The 15588-nt window shown below is 42.4% G+C and carries 17 protein-coding genes; 15 read left to right on the top strand and 2 right to left on the bottom strand.

The window, feature by feature from the left end; translation table 11 throughout:
- Positions 1 to 38 precede the first annotated feature (38 nt).
- Complete coding sequence (locus WC788_01980) at positions 39 to 239, bottom strand: hypothetical protein (GenBank protein ID MFA6096379.1); 201 nt, start codon at positions 237 to 239, stop codon at positions 39 to 41.
- An 80-nt stretch (positions 240 to 319) separates the two neighbouring features.
- On the opposite strand from WC788_01980, the gene WC788_01975 reads away from it, so the two are divergent.
- From WC788_01975 to WC788_01950, 6 genes are all read left to right on the top strand, one after another.
- The gene (locus WC788_01975; GenBank protein ID MFA6096378.1) at positions 320 to 1579 is read left to right on the top strand and encodes an ABC transporter permease; all 1260 of its coding nucleotides are present in this window, start codon (positions 320 to 322) and stop codon (positions 1577 to 1579) included.
- Positions 1580 to 1918: 339 nt separating this feature from the next.
- Positions 1919 to 3433: a ribonuclease Y gene (gene rny, locus WC788_01970; protein ID MFA6096377.1), complete on the top strand. Its 1515-nt coding sequence runs from the start codon at positions 1919 to 1921 to the stop codon at positions 3431 to 3433.
- A 74-nt stretch (positions 3434 to 3507) separates the two neighbouring features.
- Positions 3508 to 4338, top strand: coding sequence for a TIGR00282 family metallophosphoesterase (locus WC788_01965; GenBank protein ID MFA6096376.1), 831 nt, complete (start codon positions 3508 to 3510; stop codon positions 4336 to 4338).
- Positions 4339 to 4446: 108 nt separating this feature from the next.
- The gene (locus WC788_01960; GenBank protein MFA6096375.1) at positions 4447 to 4722 is read left to right on the top strand and encodes an HU family DNA-binding protein; all 276 of its coding nucleotides are present in this window, start codon (positions 4447 to 4449) and stop codon (positions 4720 to 4722) included.
- A gap of 250 nt (positions 4723 to 4972) precedes the next feature.
- Positions 4973 to 5326 carry a DUF559 domain-containing protein gene (locus WC788_01955; protein ID MFA6096374.1) on the top strand — a complete coding sequence of 118 codons (354 nt, stop codon included), beginning with the start codon at positions 4973 to 4975 and terminating at the stop codon, positions 5324 to 5326.
- An 80-nt stretch (positions 5327 to 5406) separates the two neighbouring features.
- Positions 5407 to 6546, top strand: a complete 1140-nt coding sequence (locus WC788_01950; protein ID MFA6096373.1) for a glycosyltransferase family 1 protein — start codon at positions 5407 to 5409, stop codon at positions 6544 to 6546.
- On the opposite strand, the gene WC788_01945 is transcribed toward WC788_01950, so the two are convergent.
- Positions 6547 to 6921: a hypothetical protein gene (locus tag WC788_01945; GenBank protein ID MFA6096372.1), complete on the bottom strand. Its 375-nt coding sequence runs from the start codon at positions 6919 to 6921 to the stop codon at positions 6547 to 6549.
- Between the two features lie 66 nt (positions 6922 to 6987).
- Between WC788_01945 and WC788_01940 the strand changes: the two genes are divergently transcribed.
- From WC788_01940 to WC788_01900, 9 genes are all read left to right on the top strand, one after another.
- Positions 6988 to 8613: an O-antigen ligase family protein gene (locus WC788_01940; GenBank protein ID MFA6096371.1), complete on the top strand. Its 1626-nt coding sequence runs from the start codon at positions 6988 to 6990 to the stop codon at positions 8611 to 8613.
- A 106-nt stretch (positions 8614 to 8719) separates the two neighbouring features.
- Positions 8720 to 9853: an LCP family protein gene (locus WC788_01935; protein MFA6096370.1), complete on the top strand. Its 1134-nt coding sequence runs from the start codon at positions 8720 to 8722 to the stop codon at positions 9851 to 9853.
- Positions 9854 to 9873: 20 nt separating this feature from the next.
- Positions 9874 to 11079 (top strand): S41 family peptidase, encoded by a 1206-nt coding sequence (locus WC788_01930; protein MFA6096369.1) that lies wholly within the window; start codon positions 9874 to 9876, stop codon positions 11077 to 11079.
- A gap of 5 nt (positions 11080 to 11084) precedes the next feature.
- Positions 11085 to 11354, top strand: coding sequence for an acylphosphatase (locus WC788_01925; GenBank protein ID MFA6096368.1), 270 nt, complete (start codon positions 11085 to 11087; stop codon positions 11352 to 11354).
- A 74-nt stretch (positions 11355 to 11428) separates the two neighbouring features.
- A complete protein-coding gene (gene rplI / locus WC788_01920; GenBank protein MFA6096367.1) occupies positions 11429 to 11875 on the top strand; it encodes a 50S ribosomal protein L9 in 447 nt (148 codons plus the stop codon).
- 81 nt (positions 11876 to 11956) lie between these two features.
- Positions 11957 to 13588, top strand: a complete 1632-nt coding sequence (locus WC788_01915) for a CTP synthase (GenBank protein ID MFA6096366.1) — start codon at positions 11957 to 11959, stop codon at positions 13586 to 13588.
- Between the two features lie 239 nt (positions 13589 to 13827).
- Positions 13828 to 14421: a hypothetical protein gene (locus WC788_01910; GenBank protein ID MFA6096365.1), complete on the top strand. Its 594-nt coding sequence runs from the start codon at positions 13828 to 13830 to the stop codon at positions 14419 to 14421.
- Between the two features lie 226 nt (positions 14422 to 14647).
- Positions 14648 to 14833: a hypothetical protein gene (locus WC788_01905; GenBank protein MFA6096364.1), complete on the top strand. Its 186-nt coding sequence runs from the start codon at positions 14648 to 14650 to the stop codon at positions 14831 to 14833.
- Positions 14834 to 14975: 142 nt separating this feature from the next.
- Positions 14976 to 15506, top strand: coding sequence for a hypothetical protein (locus tag WC788_01900; protein MFA6096363.1), 531 nt, complete (start codon positions 14976 to 14978; stop codon positions 15504 to 15506).
- The last annotated feature ends 82 nt before the right edge of the window (positions 15507 to 15588 follow it).

Raw genomic sequence — 15588 nt, 5'->3', positions numbered from 1 at the left:
AAAGAGATAACTTTATCTCTCCTTGTTTCAGAAAATTTTCAGTTCGTCGATCTTTTGTTGTATTTTTTTGGCAGTTCGCTCATCGAAATATCCGTTTTCGGCATAGTGCAGTATTCCTTCGACAAGGCCGAGTCCGTCTCTTTGTTCGGCAATGAAGCCATCGGGCCTCCCTGGGGCATCATGCTGCCGTCAATGTCGGTGATCACGACTTTTATATTTTCATCATTCTGTTCGCTCAATTTTTCAATCTCCATAAGTTGTACAAGATTTGAAAGTTCAGTTCAAACCTGACATCTAGCGCTATCAAAAAAACAATAATATGTCAATTATCAATCCCAAGATCATAAAACTTGCGTATATCGGCCTCAAAGCGAACAAGACGAGAACGGCTTTGTCCGTTTTGGGCATAGTCATCGGAGTCGCTGCCGTTATTATTATTGTTTCCGTAGGCCAGGGATTGAAAGCTTTGGTCGTAAATCAGATCAATTCATTCGGTTCAAATCTGATCTCGGTGCAGGTCAAAATTCCCGGGAGCGATCTTGGAAATAGCGCGCGTTCCAGAGCGGAGGGGATAGTTGTAACGACCCTCAAGGGAGATGATGCTGTAGCCATGAGAGACAGAAGAGTCTTTCCGTATATCGAAGCAGTTTCCGGATATACCTCTTCGATGGATGTGGCAAAATACGAGGAAAAAGAAAAAAAAGTATTTATTCTTGCTTCCGATTCTTTCTATCCGGCAATAGACGGTCAGATGAAGATAGACAGCGGAAGATTTTTCACAGAGGATGAGAACAGCGCCGTGGCCAGGGTTATCGTGATCGGAGGCGATGTGGCAAAGAAATTTTTCGGTTCCGAGAATGCCGTCGGAAGATCAATTAAAATAAAACAGGTGAGTTTTAAGGTTGTGGGAGTTCTGAAGTCAAGAGGGATCATGTTCGGCATAAACATGGATGAGATGGTCGTGGTGCCGCTTTTGACTGGGCAGAAGATGCTTCTTGGGATCGATTATATAATGGAAATAGGGATCAAGATCTCAGACGAGGCATTTATCCCGCAGGCCAGGAGCGAGATCGCGAAGCTTATGAGGCAAAGACACCACATAGCGGATCCTAAAAATGACGATTTTGAAATAGTAGCGGTCAGCCAGATCCTGGATATAGTGAATTCGGTGACCGGAGCAATATCTCTCCTTCTTGGACTTCTTGCGGCAATATCCCTTCTGGTGGGAGGGGTCGGTATCATGAATATAATGCTTGTCATAGTCACAGAGAGGACAAAAGAGATCGGTCTTCGCAAGGCCTTGGGGGCGAAGCAAAAGGATATCCTGATACAGTTCGTGCTTGAGGCGATCCTGATCTCTGTTCTTGGAGGAGTGATCGGGATAGTAATGGGTATTATGGTATCCCTCGCAATAACCTATGCCATAAATTCATTTGGATTCGCCTGGCCATATGTCATATCCGTGGAAGCCATTCTTATTTCTTTTTTCGTAGCCGCTTTCTTCGGGATCGTTTTCGGGTGGTACCCTGCCAAAAAAGCGGCAGGACTGAATCCTATCGAAGCTTTGAGATTTGAATGAAATACCGGTAACATTTTGACAATATCCATTCTATCTGATAACATGGTTCTGTAAGTTAAATTATTAATAACGATCGGAAAAGATTGTATCGAATGATCCGGCAAGCGAGTATTTTGTTAATTTATGAATAAAAATTTTGGCTATAAAAAGCGGTTTTATCATAGTAATCCTAAGGAAGGGGCGCAGTTTGCGGCCTCATTGTTAGGTTTTGGCAAAATATAGCTGAACTCCGCCCCGCGTCTAGGACAAAATCGAAGACGCCGGCGCGTATTTCCGGATCATGCATCAGCAAAATTGGCCGATCGGATCTAGGAGAAAAAAATGGAAGATGTAATATATATGCTTGTGCTAGCTTTGATAGCCTTTTCAACGGGTTGTATTTTGGGTTATTTCGGCAGGCAGATCCTCGCTCAGAAACAGGTTGAATCGGCCGAAGCAAAGGTGTCAAAGATATTCACTGAAGCAAAAGACAAAGCGGCGGAAATAATCTTGGAAGCCAAGAATAAAGCCGTAAAGACCCTTGAAGACGTAAAAAGAGAAGAAACGGAGAGGACCAGGCAGGTCATCAGGAATGAGCAGAGGCTTGAGAAAAAAGAAGAGATGCTGGACAAGAAGTCAGATGAGGCTGAGAGGCAGAAAAACGTGCTGCAGGAAAAAGCGAAGCAGATCATGAAGATAAAAGAGGATGTCGAGGTTATAAAGAAGGACCAGATAGCGAAACTTGAAAAGATCGCCGGTCTGACTATTGAAGATGCCAAGACGGTGCTTTTGGATAAGGCGGAAAAAGACCACAAGGAAGACCTGGTAAAAAGAATAAAATTCCTCCAGGCCGAAGAGGCGGACGAGGTTAAGAAGAAAGCCAATGAGATCATTGTGCAGGCAATTCAGAAATATTCAGGCTCGCATGCGGCTGAAGTTACGACTTCAAGCGTAATGCTTCCGAGCGATGAGATGAAGGGGAGGATAATCGGACGCGAAGGAAGGAACATAAAGACACTGGAACAGTTGACGGGGGTTGAGGTTATAATCGATGATACTCCGGATACGATAATCATTTCGGGTTTTGATCCGATCAGAAGGCAGGTTGCGAAACTTTCGCTCGAGAAACTCATGTCTGATGGAAGGATCCATCCTGCAAGGATCGAAGAGGTTGTAAATGACGTGAAGAAGGAAATAATCGATGTTGTGAAGAGGGCGGGACAGGCATCTGTCGCAGAAGTAGGAGTTGCGGGGCTTGATCCGAAACTGGTGCAGCTTCTGGGAAGGCTGAAGTTCAGGACGAGCTATGGCCAGAACGTGCTTATGCATTCCATAGAAGTCGCTCAATTATCGAACTCGCTTGCCGTAGAACTCGGTGCGGATGTGACGGTTGCGAAAAAAGCGGGACTCCTGCATGACATCGGAAAAGCGGTCGATCATGAAATTCAGGGAACTCATATTGAGATCGGACGGAATATATTAAAAAAATTCGGTTTGTCGGAGGATATCATAAAGGCGATGCAATCGCATCATGAAGACTATCCGTTCGAATCGACGGAGGCCGTGATCATAAGGGTTGCGGATGCGATCTCGGCGGCGAGACCGGGCGCGAGGAAGGATACTCTCGAGAACTATATCAAGAGGCTTGAAGAGCTTGAAAATATCGCAAACACTTTCGATGAAGTCGAGAAATCATATGCTATCCAGGCGGGACGCGAGATCAGGATATTCGTTACGCCGGAAAAAATAGATGATCTCGGGGCATTGAAACTGTCGCGGAAAGTGGCCGATAAGATCGAAGAGACATTGAACTATCCGGGAGAGATCAAAGTTCATGTCATAAGAGAGACCAGGGCCGTGGAATATGCGAGATAAGGGCGAGGTCAAAAGTCAAATGTCAAAAGTCAAAACTTGGGTCAAGACATTGGGATATATGAGATCTAAAGTATTTGATAAAAGCTAATTTGCTTATTAACGAGATGAAGATATTATTTTTTGGAGATATGGTGGGCAAAGCCGCAAGGATGGCGATAAAGAGAGCTTTGCCTGCATATAAGAAGAAATATGGCTATGACGTAGCGATCGCAAATTGCGATAATGTCGCACATGGCAAAGGCGTGACCAAGAATACACTGAGAGAGATCGCTTCATTCGGGATCGATATTATGACTTGCGGGGATCATGTCTGGGATACGAGCGAATCCGGAGAGATCATAAAAAGCAAGAAAGAATTCAATTTTTTATGTCCCGCGAATTATCCCAGGTTTGAATTAGACAAGGGATTCAGGATTTTTGAGGTGAACGGCGCCAAGATAATGGTCATCAATCTGATCGGAAGGGTGTTTTTCCAGAGATATCCTGACTGTCCGTTTCGCGCGGCGGACAGGATTATAAACGAGAATAAGGGAAAAGTGAAAGTCATTGTAATAGATTTTCACGCGGAAGCCACGAGTGAGAAAAGAGCCCTTGCACAATATCTTGATTCAAGGGTCAGTGCTGTATGCGGGACGCATACGCACGTACAGACAGCCGACAATGAGGTGCAGAAAGGCGGAACGGCTTTTATCTCAGATGTCGGAATGGTCGGACCGAAGGATTCGATAATCGGATGCAAGAAAGAAGTGGTGATCGAGCAAATGATCAGCCAGATCCCGTTCAAATATGAGATAAGTGACGATAATTCCGCGATCGTGAACGCGGTTCTGATGGACATCGACGAAGAAACGGGAAAAGCGAAAAGCATAGAGAGGATCAGCGAGGTATTAAGCGATGTTTTTTAAAATTTGCTTTATTTTAGCCGTTTGTGTATAATTCACTATAGTCGCAATCAGTTTAAAAAATCGATTTTAATTTAAATTTAGATTTTATAAAGAAAGGGGGTGTCAAAAATGACAAAAGACGAACTTATCGGCAGTATTGCAGCAAAAACGGACGTTTCAAAAAAGGAAGTTGAATTGGTCGTAAACGCTGCATTAGAAGCCATAACCAAGACTCTAGTTGAGGGCGGAAAGGTCGCTCTGACAGGATTCGGCACTTTCTCTGTAAGCAAGAGAGCTGCAAGAGTAGGAGTTAATCCTCAGAAACCGGGCGAAAAGATCCAGATCCCGGCAATGACGGTTCCAAAGTTCAAAGCAGGCAAGAGCCTGAAGGATGCCGTAAAATAATACAGTCAGTTTTACAAAAACCCATCATGTGCACATGCGGGGTTTTTGTTTGACTTTGATTTTATTAAATAGTATTGTGAAATTATGTAGCAAATGATTATTGCATAAATAGAAGACTGCATTTTGGAAATTATTAAAAAATCCCTCCCAACCTCCCTTTTCAAAAGGGAGGAGTGAATAAAAAAAAGATAATCAAATCTATTTCCCCCTTTATAAAGGGGGATTAAGGGGGATTTGCATTAAATGATTCATGATTCTACAATATAATAAAAAACTAAAATCCAGAGCGCGGGAACTTCGTAAGAATATGACAGATGCTGAAAAATTGCTTTGGTTGAAAATAAGAGGTAGGCAAATAAAGGATAGTCAGTTTTATCGCCAGAAAACAATTGGCAATTATATAGTGGATTTTTATTGTTCATGCGCTAAATTGGTAATAGAAGTAGATGGCGGACAGCACTGCGAAAATGTGAATAAAGAAAAAGACAGAGTCCGGGATGGATATATGCAAGATTGTGGTTTAAAAGTTCTGAGATTTACAAATATAGAGGTTTTGAAGAATATTGAGGGAGTTGTTGAAAAGATTTATGAAGAGATGAATTGAAAATCCCTCCCAACCTCCTTTTTCCAAGGGGAGGAGTGCAAGTTTCCTTTTCATAGCAGTATATAATATAATTCAATCAAATGATCATTGCGATCGATGCAAGAAGCCTTGAGCAGCCGACAACTGGAGTGGGAAGATATCTTTCCAATGTTTTGAAGCGCTGGAAAGACCATCCGGAGCATGAATTTCTGCTTTATTTCAAAAACAGGATACCGCAGGAAGAATATCTGAAGAGCTCTAATTTCCGCCCGAAGCTTCTTGGAAGCGCTTTTGGGTTTTCGAGCAATTTTTTCTTCCAGCATGTCCTTATTCCGATAAATATAAAAAAAGATAGGGTTGATTTCTTCTTTTCGCCTTTTTATCTGAAGCCTTTTTATTGTCCCGCAAGATCATCGGTTGCGCTCCATGACATTTCATATGAAGCGCATCCCGAGTGGTTCGATTCCCGAAGCCAGTTCATTCTGAGGATGATGTCGAAATATTCGGCGAAATCGACCGATCTTATTTTCACGATATCGGAGTTCAGCAAGAATGAGATCATAAAATACTATGGAACAAGCCCGGAAAAGATCAAGGTGACCTATCTTGCATGTGATGAGGGGTTTGAAAAAAAGGACAGGAGCGCGTCTGAAATGGGGGAAAAGCCGGGCAAGTACAAGATAGAAGGAAAATATATCCTTTATATAGGTTCAATCTTCACCAGGAGGCATGTTCCGGAATTGATCAGGGCCTTTGGGAAAATATCCGAAGAGCTTAATGATTATCAGCTTGTCGTGCTTGGAAAGAATCATACATATCCCTTTGAGGATATTGACGGCCAGGCGGCCGATATCAACAAAAAACTTGGAAGAAATGCCATTCTGCATATTGATTCGGTGGCGGAGGAAGAGCTGAATTATTTGTATGGCGGCTGTGAATTCGTGATCTATCTGTCGGATTATGAGGGGTTCGGCCTTCCGGTTGTTGAAGCGCAGAAATTCGATAAACCCGTCGTTACGACCCGAGGAAGCTCGCTTCCGGAGGCGGGGGGAAATTCCGTTGAATATGTCGGACACAATACGGAAAAAGAAATATATGATAGTATGAAAAGGCTGATCCTTGACGGACCCTATAGGGAAAAATTGGTTTTGCTGGGGCGGGAGAATCTAAAAAGGTTCAGCTGGCAAAGATGCGCGGATGAGATATTGCGGAATATTGAGTCAATAAAAAAAAGAGGTTAATTAATTCGATGATCTATTAACCTCATAATACTTGACTCCGCTTGACAGCATGACCGTAATAGTTGCCAGCATTGCGACCAATACGGCGTTGAATCGTTGCGGTTCAATGAAAACCATTATATAGGATGCTGCGAACAGAATTCCCGAAATGACAACAAATGTCAGGTGTAGTTTTTTCAATTTGCTGCTTTCAGTTTTCGGTTTTGCATCCCGCAATCTGGCATTTAAAACCATCCACATCATGGACGAGAACACAAAGAGCATGAATGATCCCAGAAGTTCGATATTATTCTTTCTTTCGGCCAGAAGCATAATTGCCAGCATAAGAAGCATTGTTGCGGTCCAGTGCGCTTTACCGATATTAATATTTTCCATAATCCTCCGCGTATTATAAGCTTAAAAGCTTATAATAACTTAACATCATAATATAAATATTAAAAAATGTCAATATCCATAAGCAAAATATTCTATATCCAGATCATTATCGTTGTTTTGATGATATTGGGCATATTGCCCCAGGAATCGTCATATCTTATTCTTGCGGTAATGTGCTATGGTTTTTATAGGATGACACTTTTGGATTCTTTGGGGCTTTTTATCATTTCGATCCCTTTTTTCACCGCCCTTCCGGGAAATCAGTTTTCGGATTCGATGAGCGTCTGGAGGATACTGATCGCTGCCCTGTTTGCGAAGGCGGTTATCGGGCGCTATTGCCTGAAGATCAGCGGAAAAGGTGCGGCCGAAAAAGTAAAAAATATGGCGGCGGCATCGATCATATCCGTCAGAGAGAAGGCATATGGAAGACTTTTTGGGTTGTTCGTTTTATTCATCATTATTAATCTTCTTTCTCTTGCCGAGGCTCATTATATCGGGGCCGGTATCAAGAAGATTTTATTCATTGTGAACATAGCGCTTCTTTTTCCGGTGAGCCAGGCCGCTATAAGCAGGAAAGAGGACGTTCTCTCTGTTTTGAAATATCTCCTCCAGTGTTCGCTTATTGTCGCATTCATAGGATATTTCCAGCTCATTCTGACTTTTTTCGTGCCTCTTTTCAAGTTCTGGCAGTTCTGGACCAATAGCGTCATAAAGGTGTTCTATGGAGAGAATCTCAGCACGCTTTTGAGCTACAGTAATACATGGTTTTCGTATTATGATGTTCTGCCGGCAACTCTCAGAATGTTCTCGGTTTTTCCCGATTCGCATTCATTCTCACTTTTCATCCTCATTGCAATGCCCGTAGTATTATTCTTTATCGTTCACGAGAAAGGACCGAAAAAAAATAATATCATATTGGCCATGTCGCTTTATCTGCTGGCCCTTTTCTTTTCGGGATCCCGCGGGGTGTGGGCGAGTTCTGTTGCGGCGCTTGCGATAGGTGTTGCATATTTCACGAATTTTAGATCGAAAATAAACGGCATCAAGGACCTATCAAGGAAGATGCGCCGGGGAGCGCGTGAAAAAATAAATCCGAGGGTGATTCTGTTTTCCATAATGATATTTTTCATACTGATGCCGATCTCGGGATTCGTGCTGAGGAAAAATCAGGAAGTCCAGCTTTCCAGGAGCGGGGTCGAGATCGGGGACGTCAAAGAGGAGGCGATGTTCAAGCGGCTGGTCTCAATCTCCAATTTTACCGAATCTTCAAATATGGGGCGTATTGAGATATGGAACAGGACCATCGAGTCTATAAACAGGCATTATCTTTTCGGCGTCGGCGTCGGAAACTTTCCGCTGATCCTGGATGAGGAGATGGGGACTGCGAAAATGGGTTCTTCCGCGCATAATATATATTTTGATATTGCGGCGGAGACAGGAGTATTCGGACTCTTGGTGTTCATACTGATCAATTTTGAAATATTATTATTTTCAAACAGACTTTTCAGAAAAGAACTTGCGGGCGATGAGATGAAAATATTCGCCGGCGCATTTTTCGCATATTTTTTCTGGGTGCTGATCTACGGCTTGTTCGACGTCGTGCTCTTCAATGATAAGGTTTTGATGTTCACAGTCCTCGTGATCGCAGTCCTATATTCGCTGAAGGGCGCATATTTCAAAGATAGAATGTGATAAAATTCTTATTGTGTTTCGGAGGCGGTTTTACTATTTACATTTCAGGAATAAAATGCGATAATCAGTGGTATAAAAGCATCATTAATGTTCTCATATTTATTTTATGGTATATTATCCTCCAAAGGAGAAGTTCGATATTGAAAAGATCGTCAATCAAGACATTGATGTCAAGGAAGGAGTTATTTCCAAGTTGAAAAAAAGCAGGAGAAAGAAAACGTACGCAGTGTTTTGTACGCTATTGTTTGCTGTGGTTATTTCGGGAGGCTATATGGCCAATAAGGCCAGTTTGACTTTCGACAAGATGACAGGAGAACAGAATTCGGTTCTGAAAAGCATAATCAGAATGCTGCCGATCGGATCAAAATTCTTCCAGATCCTGCCTGTTGAGGGCGAGGATTATTCCGCAATGGAAAGAGTGAAGGAGAATAAGCTTGAGCGGCTGAATGTTCTTCTCTTGGGAATAAGGGGAGTGGATGATCCCAATGGAGGGCTTCTGACCGATACCATGATGGTTGCGAGCGTTGAGCTTAAGACGGGAAATGTCGCATTGATATCGATCCCGCGGGACCTTTATGTAAAAATGCCCAATCACGAGACCAGCAGGAAGATAAACGAGGCGTATGTTTTGGGCATGGAGGACACAAAGAGCTGGAAGGGCGGTTTGGACTATGCAAAAAAAACAGTTTCTGAGGTTACGGGGCTTGATGTTCATTATGCCGCGAGCGTTGATTTTCGGGCTTTCAAAGAAATAATAGACACAATGGGCGGGGTCACGATAACTCTCAGCCAGCCGTTTTCCGAGCTGAACCAGTTTGAGGAGGGGCCTATCAGCCTTCCTGCCGGCAAGCAAACGATCAACGGGGATACGGCGCTTCTGTTCGTTCGGGCAAGATTCAGTTCAAATGACTTTGACAGGGCAAAAAGACAGCAGCAGGTCCTTATGGCAGTGAAGGAAAAAGCGCTCGGACTCGGAGTCCTTTCAAATCCGCTGAAGATCGTTTCAATATTGGATACTCTTGGAAATGATGTGAGGGTGGATGCGCAGCTCTGGGAGATCCAGGAAATGGCTGTGCTTGCCCAGAGACTGGATTCAACGAAAATAAAGCATAAAATTTTTGACACGACGAGCGGCGGCCTTCTTTATGCCGCAAGAGATCAGAATGGCGCATATATTCTGCTTCCCGACGGAGGAGACTTCGGCAAAATCAGGGAAGAAATAAAGAATCTTTTTAACTGATAAAATAAAATAATCCAAGCATGAAAAACTTTTCCGACAAAATAGCCGTATTCCTTCTCGTTTCAGTCATCAGTTTCGGCTTTGGATTTGCTTCAAAGGATATCCTGGATTCATATGCCGGAGGCGGCGTGACGGCTAATGTTTCGAATCAATATCCCAGTTCTGTTTCTCAGGACAAGAACATTGATTTCGGCATTTTTTGGGATGCATGGAGCGTGATAGAAAAAAAATATACGATCGCTCCGCTGGACTATAAAAAAATGGTATATGGCGCTGTTTCGGGCATGGTTGATTCTCTTGGAGATCCATATACGGTTTTCCTGAGTCCGGCGGAAAATGATCTGTTTAGCCAGGACATGAAAGGCAGTTTTGGCGGGATCGGAGCGGAGATCGGGTTCAGGAACGGATTTTTGACAGTTATCGCTCCCCTCAAAGGAAGCCCGGCCGAGAAAGCGGGGATCATTGCGGGAGATGTGATAATCAAGGTGGATGAAAAGGATATCACAGGACTCAGCATAGACGAGGCGATAATGCTGATCCGCGGAGAAAAAGGAACGAAAGTAAATCTGACAATTTTACGCAAGGATGAAGAGAAGAGCAGGGATATCGAGGTCGTGAGAGACACTGTGGTGATGAATACGGTGGACTGGAAAATGATGGATGGCAATGTTGCATATATTTCCATAAATCAGTTCAAGGATGATACGGGGCAGGAGTTCGACCGGATCATAGACGATGTTTTGCTTAAGGAGCCGAAGGGGATCGTTCTGGACCTCAGAAACAATCCCGGGGGATATTTTAATCGGGCGATCGATATTGCCAGCAGATTCATTGATGAGGGAAAAACCGTTGTTATTCAGGACGGAGGAAAGTCAAAGGAAAAATATACCGCTCAGGGAGGAAAGAGATTCGACAATATTCCCGTAGTGGTCCTGGTCAATGAAGGGAGCGCCAGCGCTTCTGAGATACTTGCGGGGGCGTTGAAAGATGATAACGATGTGAAGCTTGTGGGGAAGAAGACCTTCGGAAAAGGGCTTGTTCAGGAAATGGAAGGCTTGAAGGACGGTTCGGCGCTGAAGGTCACAATTGCACGATGGTTGACGCCAAACGGCACGGATATAAATCATGACGGAATACATCCTGATTACGAGGTTGAACTGACGGAAGAGGATATAAATAATGACAAAGATCCCCAGCTTGATAAGGCTTTGGAACTGTTGAAATAGCACCTATGAAGACGATCTACATAAAGATATCCGGCAGAGTTCAGGGGGTTTTCTTCAGGGTTGAAGCGAGAAGAAAAGCGCTGGAATGCGGCGTTTCGGGATCTGCGAGGAACATGCCCGATGGCACCGTGGAGATCATGGCTTCGGGAGAGGAGAAAAACTTGAAAGAATTGCTGGAATGGTGCTATAATGGTCCGACGGGCGCGAATGTGGAGAGAGTGGAATATGAATGGCTCAAAAAAGGAAAAACATTTGATAATTTTGAAATAATGTAGTACAATGGTTTCTAGAAGCATTATAGCTTCTTTTAAGAAGTAATTTAATTTTTAAGCATTAAAGGACGAAAGTTATGAAAGTAATACTCACAAAAGATGTACAGAATCTCGGAAGCGCTGGTGATATCAAGGATGTGGCAGACGGATATGCCAGGAATTTTCTGATTCCCGGAGGGTATGCCCAAGCCGCAACGAAGGCGACCATAAAAAGAGCGGAAGAGATCAAGAAAGAGAAAGAATTGCGTTCGGAAGAGGATTTCAAGAAGGCGCAGGAGCTTGCGGCCAAACTCGAGGGAGTTTCGATCTCTGTCAGTGCAAAAGCGGACAAAGCGGGAAAACTTTATGCCGCAGTGAAGGCGGATGAAATATCCAAGGCATTGAAGGAAAAAGGTTTTGAGATCGACAGTTCGAAAATAGTCATTGCAGAACCCATCAAGGAAGCCGGAGAAAAAGAATTTGTGATAGATCTGGATCACGGCCTTGAGGTCAGGGCGGTGGTCATAGTCGAAGCGCAAGAATAGAAAACGGGGCTTTTTAGCCTCTTTTTCATATGTTTGGGCCTAAGTCGGATAAATTAATATCTTTCATAAACTTACAAAAATATGCCAAGGACAAAGTATATATTTGTTGCGGGCGGAGTGATGTCGGGCGTGGGAAAAGGCATTGCGACAGCTTCTATCGGCAAGGTTCTTCAGAGCAAAGGTTTCTCAGTCACGGCAATCAAGATAGATCCGTATATAAACGTGGATGCGGGAACGATGAATCCGATAGAGCATGGAGAGGTCTTTGTGACCGATGACGGGATCGAAACGGATCAGGACATCGGGAATTATGAAAGATTCATGGATGTGGATATACTTTCGGATAACTATATGACGACCGGCAGGGTCTATGAGTCGGTCATTCATCGCGAAAGAAATCTGGAATATGGAGGAAAGTGCGTCGAGGTGGTTCCGCACATACCGCTCGAGGTCATTGGCAGGATAAAAAAAGTGGCCAAGAACACGAAGGCGGATTTTGTCATGGTCGAGATCGGAGGAACAGTTGGGGAATATCAGAACGTTCTTTTTTTGGAGGCGGCCCGCATGCTCAAGCTGCAATATCCGAAAGATGTGCTTTTCTTTCTGGTGAGCTATCTGCCGATCCCGAATAAGGTGGGAGAGATGAAGACCAAGCCGACGCAATATGCGACGCGGTCGCTCAACTCCGTCGGGATCCAGCCTGATTTCATCATGTGCAGGAGCGAAGTTCCAATTGATGAGATCAGAAGGGGAAAAATATCGATGTTCTGCAATGTTGAGAAAGATTTTGTCATTTCAGCTCCGGATGTCGAATCGATCTATGACGTTCCGGTCAATTTCGACAATGAAGACCTGGCGCAAAAAATACTTTCCAAGTTCGGCATGAGGATCAGGCAGAAGGACCTCAAGGAATGGAGAGCAATGGTGAAGAAGAGGCGCGCTCTCACAAAAACAGTGAAGATCGGGATCGTTGGAAAATATTTCAGCACAGGAAATTTTGTCTTGTCGGATTCATATATCTCGGTCATCGAGGCGGTGAAGCATGCGGCCTGGGCTATGGGAAGAAAGCCGGTCATCGAATGGATAAATTCGGAAGAATATGAGAAGAATTCCGCAAAGCTGAAAGAGCTGAAAACAATGGACGGAGTGATCGTTCCGGGAGGATTCGGAGCCAGGGGGATCGAGGGAAAGATCAGGGCGATCGAATATCTCAGGAAGAACAAGATCCCGTTCCTCGGGCTTTGCTATGGAATGCAGATCGCCTGCATTGAGTTTGCGCGCCACGTTTGCGGTTTTGAAGGAGCCAATACGACGGAGATCGATGAGATGACCCCGCACCCCGTGATCGACATCATGCCGGAACAGAAGAAGAATCTGAAGGACAGCAACTTCGGCGCGACGATGAGGCTGGGAGCATATCCGGCTAAACTGAAAGACGGCTCGATCGCAAGAAAAGCATATAAAAGTTCTGAGATTTCCGAACGGCACAGGCATAGGTGGGAAGTGAATCCCGATTATGTCGGGACGCTGGAAGCAAAGGGAATGGTTTTCTCAGGAACTTCTCCCGACGAAAGGCTGATGGAGATCGTGGAACTTCCGAAAAAAGAGCATCCGTTCTTTGTCGGAACCCAATTCCATCCTGAATTTAAATCTCGACCCCTGAAACCGCATCCGCTGTTTGTGGAATTCATTAAGGCGTCGATGGGGAAATGAGTCGAAAGTCTATAAAGTCTGAATGTCCGTAAAGTCACAAATTTAAGATTCGGGTTATTTTTCCCCCTTTGAAAAAGGGGGATTTAGGGGGATTTGACTCATTGTGAGGCACAAAAGCGCCGTGGCAATCTGATAATCTTCATGTAGAATAAATCCACCTCAACATTTCCCGAAACAAGTTTATGGCAGGATTTTTTTCAAATGAAGTTGTTTTAACAAAAGTGCGAAGCAAAAATCATATGTTAAAAAGTAAAGTTATACCCAAACCGTCGCAAAAAGAAATCAAAAAATATCTTAAAAGATGGAATTCTCTTGAAAATTACATGATGCAGGAAAGCAGCTTGAGAAAATTGTTTTCAAAAACTTATCCATTGAATAAGAATCTTGATGATGTTTTAATAAAAGTATGTTCATTAAACGATTTCTACAGTACAAATATTTATTCGCCATTTACCATTGCAAAACATATTGTGGCGTTAAAAATTGACGATTGCCTTTTGAAAAATAATCTGACAATAGTAAATAAAATCGCAAATGTCAGGATGAAAGGAGGAAGAATGATTAATTTCTATTCATTTGCGACAAAATACTGCAGCCATCATAAACCGACAGTTTATCCAATATATGACTCGTATGTTGAAAAAATGCTGTTATATTGCAAAAAGAAAGATAAATTCTGTAATTTTTCAAGACAAGATTTAAAATCATATCCAGAATATAAAGATATTCTTATAGACTTTAGGAAATATTATGGCTTGAATGAATTTACTTTAAAACAGGTTGATAAATATTTGTGGCAAGTGGGGAAAAAGTATTTTCCAAAGAAATATTAAATGTATATGAACAATATGAATTATTAATTGGTTTAGGTATTCGCATCTGAATCAACCGTTTCTGAAAAAATAGAAATATTTGGTTCAAATGCGGAGATTTGAACCAACTAAAGGATATAATGTTGTTGATATCGACATAGACAGTAAGTGTTGTATAGTAAAGAATTAATAGGAGGAGTTGGATGTTTTATAGTTAAAAATATTTAAAAAACGAATACAAAAACCTATGGACAAAAAATTTACAATCGCAATTATTATGATTATATTATTTGCAATTGCATATCTGCTTAGCAATAGATACTATTTTATAGCGTCAGAATCAACTCGAAGATTCGGTGATTTAAAAGGAACGACAATTAAAACAATTATGAAATGTGATAAATTTACCGGAGTATGCATTAAGGCAGAATAAATAATGTTTTCGGTTGGTTCAGGTCTCCGCACCTGAACCATGCGTTTCTAGTTTATTAATATAGGAATATTTGGTTCAAATGCGGAGATTTAAACCAACGGAGGGTAATTATCTATCTTTTTATATTGTAAATGATAAATAAATGACTTTCATGCATATCTCAAAACTTGATGCTGCATCAAGACAATTGCATAAAGCTGTACAAATGTTTTTAAACAAAAATGATCCAGTTTCAATTCATACGCTAGGCTCTGCTGCTCAAGAAATGTTCGAATCGCTTTGTAGGGCGCGCAAAATAAAAAGTTTAAAATCACAAATATTAGAAACGGTTCGCGAAGAACGCCAAAATGAATTTGGAAAAAAACTTAATGAAGCGAAGAATTTTTTTAAGCATGCAAATAGAGATTCAGAAGCGGACATTAAATTTAATCCAGATACTAATGAGTTCGTACTTTGGGATGCTGTGCAGTTATATTATCTTTTAACAAAACAAAAAGAGCCATTATTTGTGGCATTTCTTTTGTGGATGTACGCTAAAAATCCCGAGTTTGTTATTTTGAATCCTGAACAAAAAATGGCCTATGATTTTCTTACAAAAGATCTTGATCCTAATAATCGTTCGCTATTTTTGCAGAAGGTTTCTAAGCTTTCACAAGGTTCTAATATTAATTAGATTTTGGTTGGTTCAGGTCTCCGTACCTGAACCATACGTTTCTAATTTATTAGTATAGAAATATTTGGTTCAAATGCGGAGA

This window comes from Candidatus Paceibacterota bacterium, from assembly GCA_041661265.1.
GTDB lineage: Bacteria > Patescibacteriota > Minisyncoccia > JAHIHE01 > JAGLIN01 > JBAZUT01.
The sequence above is the reverse complement of the archived record's forward strand: the minus strand, read 5'-3'. Positions and strand labels throughout refer to the sequence as shown.

What these genes read in the sequence shown, in the direction of transcription:
- WC788_01975 (MFA6096378.1), top strand. Translation starts at nt 320, where the DNA reads ATGTCAATTATCAATCCCAAGATCATAAAACTTGCGTATATCGGCCTC.
- rny (MFA6096377.1), top strand. Translation starts at nt 1,919, where the DNA reads ATGCTTGTGCTAGCTTTGATAGCCTTTTCAACGGGTTGTATTTTGGGT.
- WC788_01960 (MFA6096375.1), top strand. Translation starts at nt 4,447, where the DNA reads ATGACAAAAGACGAACTTATCGGCAGTATTGCAGCAAAAACGGACGTT.
- WC788_01955 (MFA6096374.1), top strand. Translation starts at nt 4,973, where the DNA reads ATGATTCTACAATATAATAAAAAACTAAAATCCAGAGCGCGGGAACTT.
- WC788_01950 (MFA6096373.1), top strand. Translation starts at nt 5,407, where the DNA reads ATGATCATTGCGATCGATGCAAGAAGCCTTGAGCAGCCGACAACTGGA.
- WC788_01945 (MFA6096372.1), bottom strand. Translation starts at nt 6,921, where the DNA reads ATGGAAAATATTAATATCGGTAAAGCGCACTGGACCGCAACAATGCTT.
- WC788_01940 (MFA6096371.1), top strand. Translation starts at nt 6,988, where the DNA reads ATGTCAATATCCATAAGCAAAATATTCTATATCCAGATCATTATCGTT.
- WC788_01935 (MFA6096370.1), top strand. Translation starts at nt 8,720, where the DNA reads ATGGTATATTATCCTCCAAAGGAGAAGTTCGATATTGAAAAGATCGTC.
- WC788_01930 (MFA6096369.1), top strand. Translation starts at nt 9,874, where the DNA reads ATGAAAAACTTTTCCGACAAAATAGCCGTATTCCTTCTCGTTTCAGTC.
- WC788_01925 (MFA6096368.1), top strand. Translation starts at nt 11,085, where the DNA reads ATGAAGACGATCTACATAAAGATATCCGGCAGAGTTCAGGGGGTTTTC.
- rplI (MFA6096367.1), top strand. Translation starts at nt 11,429, where the DNA reads ATGAAAGTAATACTCACAAAAGATGTACAGAATCTCGGAAGCGCTGGT.
- WC788_01915 (MFA6096366.1), top strand. Translation starts at nt 11,957, where the DNA reads ATGCCAAGGACAAAGTATATATTTGTTGCGGGCGGAGTGATGTCGGGC.
- WC788_01910 (MFA6096365.1), top strand. Translation starts at nt 13,828, where the DNA reads ATGTTAAAAAGTAAAGTTATACCCAAACCGTCGCAAAAAGAAATCAAA.
- WC788_01905 (MFA6096364.1), top strand. Translation starts at nt 14,648, where the DNA reads ATGGACAAAAAATTTACAATCGCAATTATTATGATTATATTATTTGCA.
- WC788_01900 (MFA6096363.1), top strand. Translation starts at nt 14,976, where the DNA reads ATGACTTTCATGCATATCTCAAAACTTGATGCTGCATCAAGACAATTG.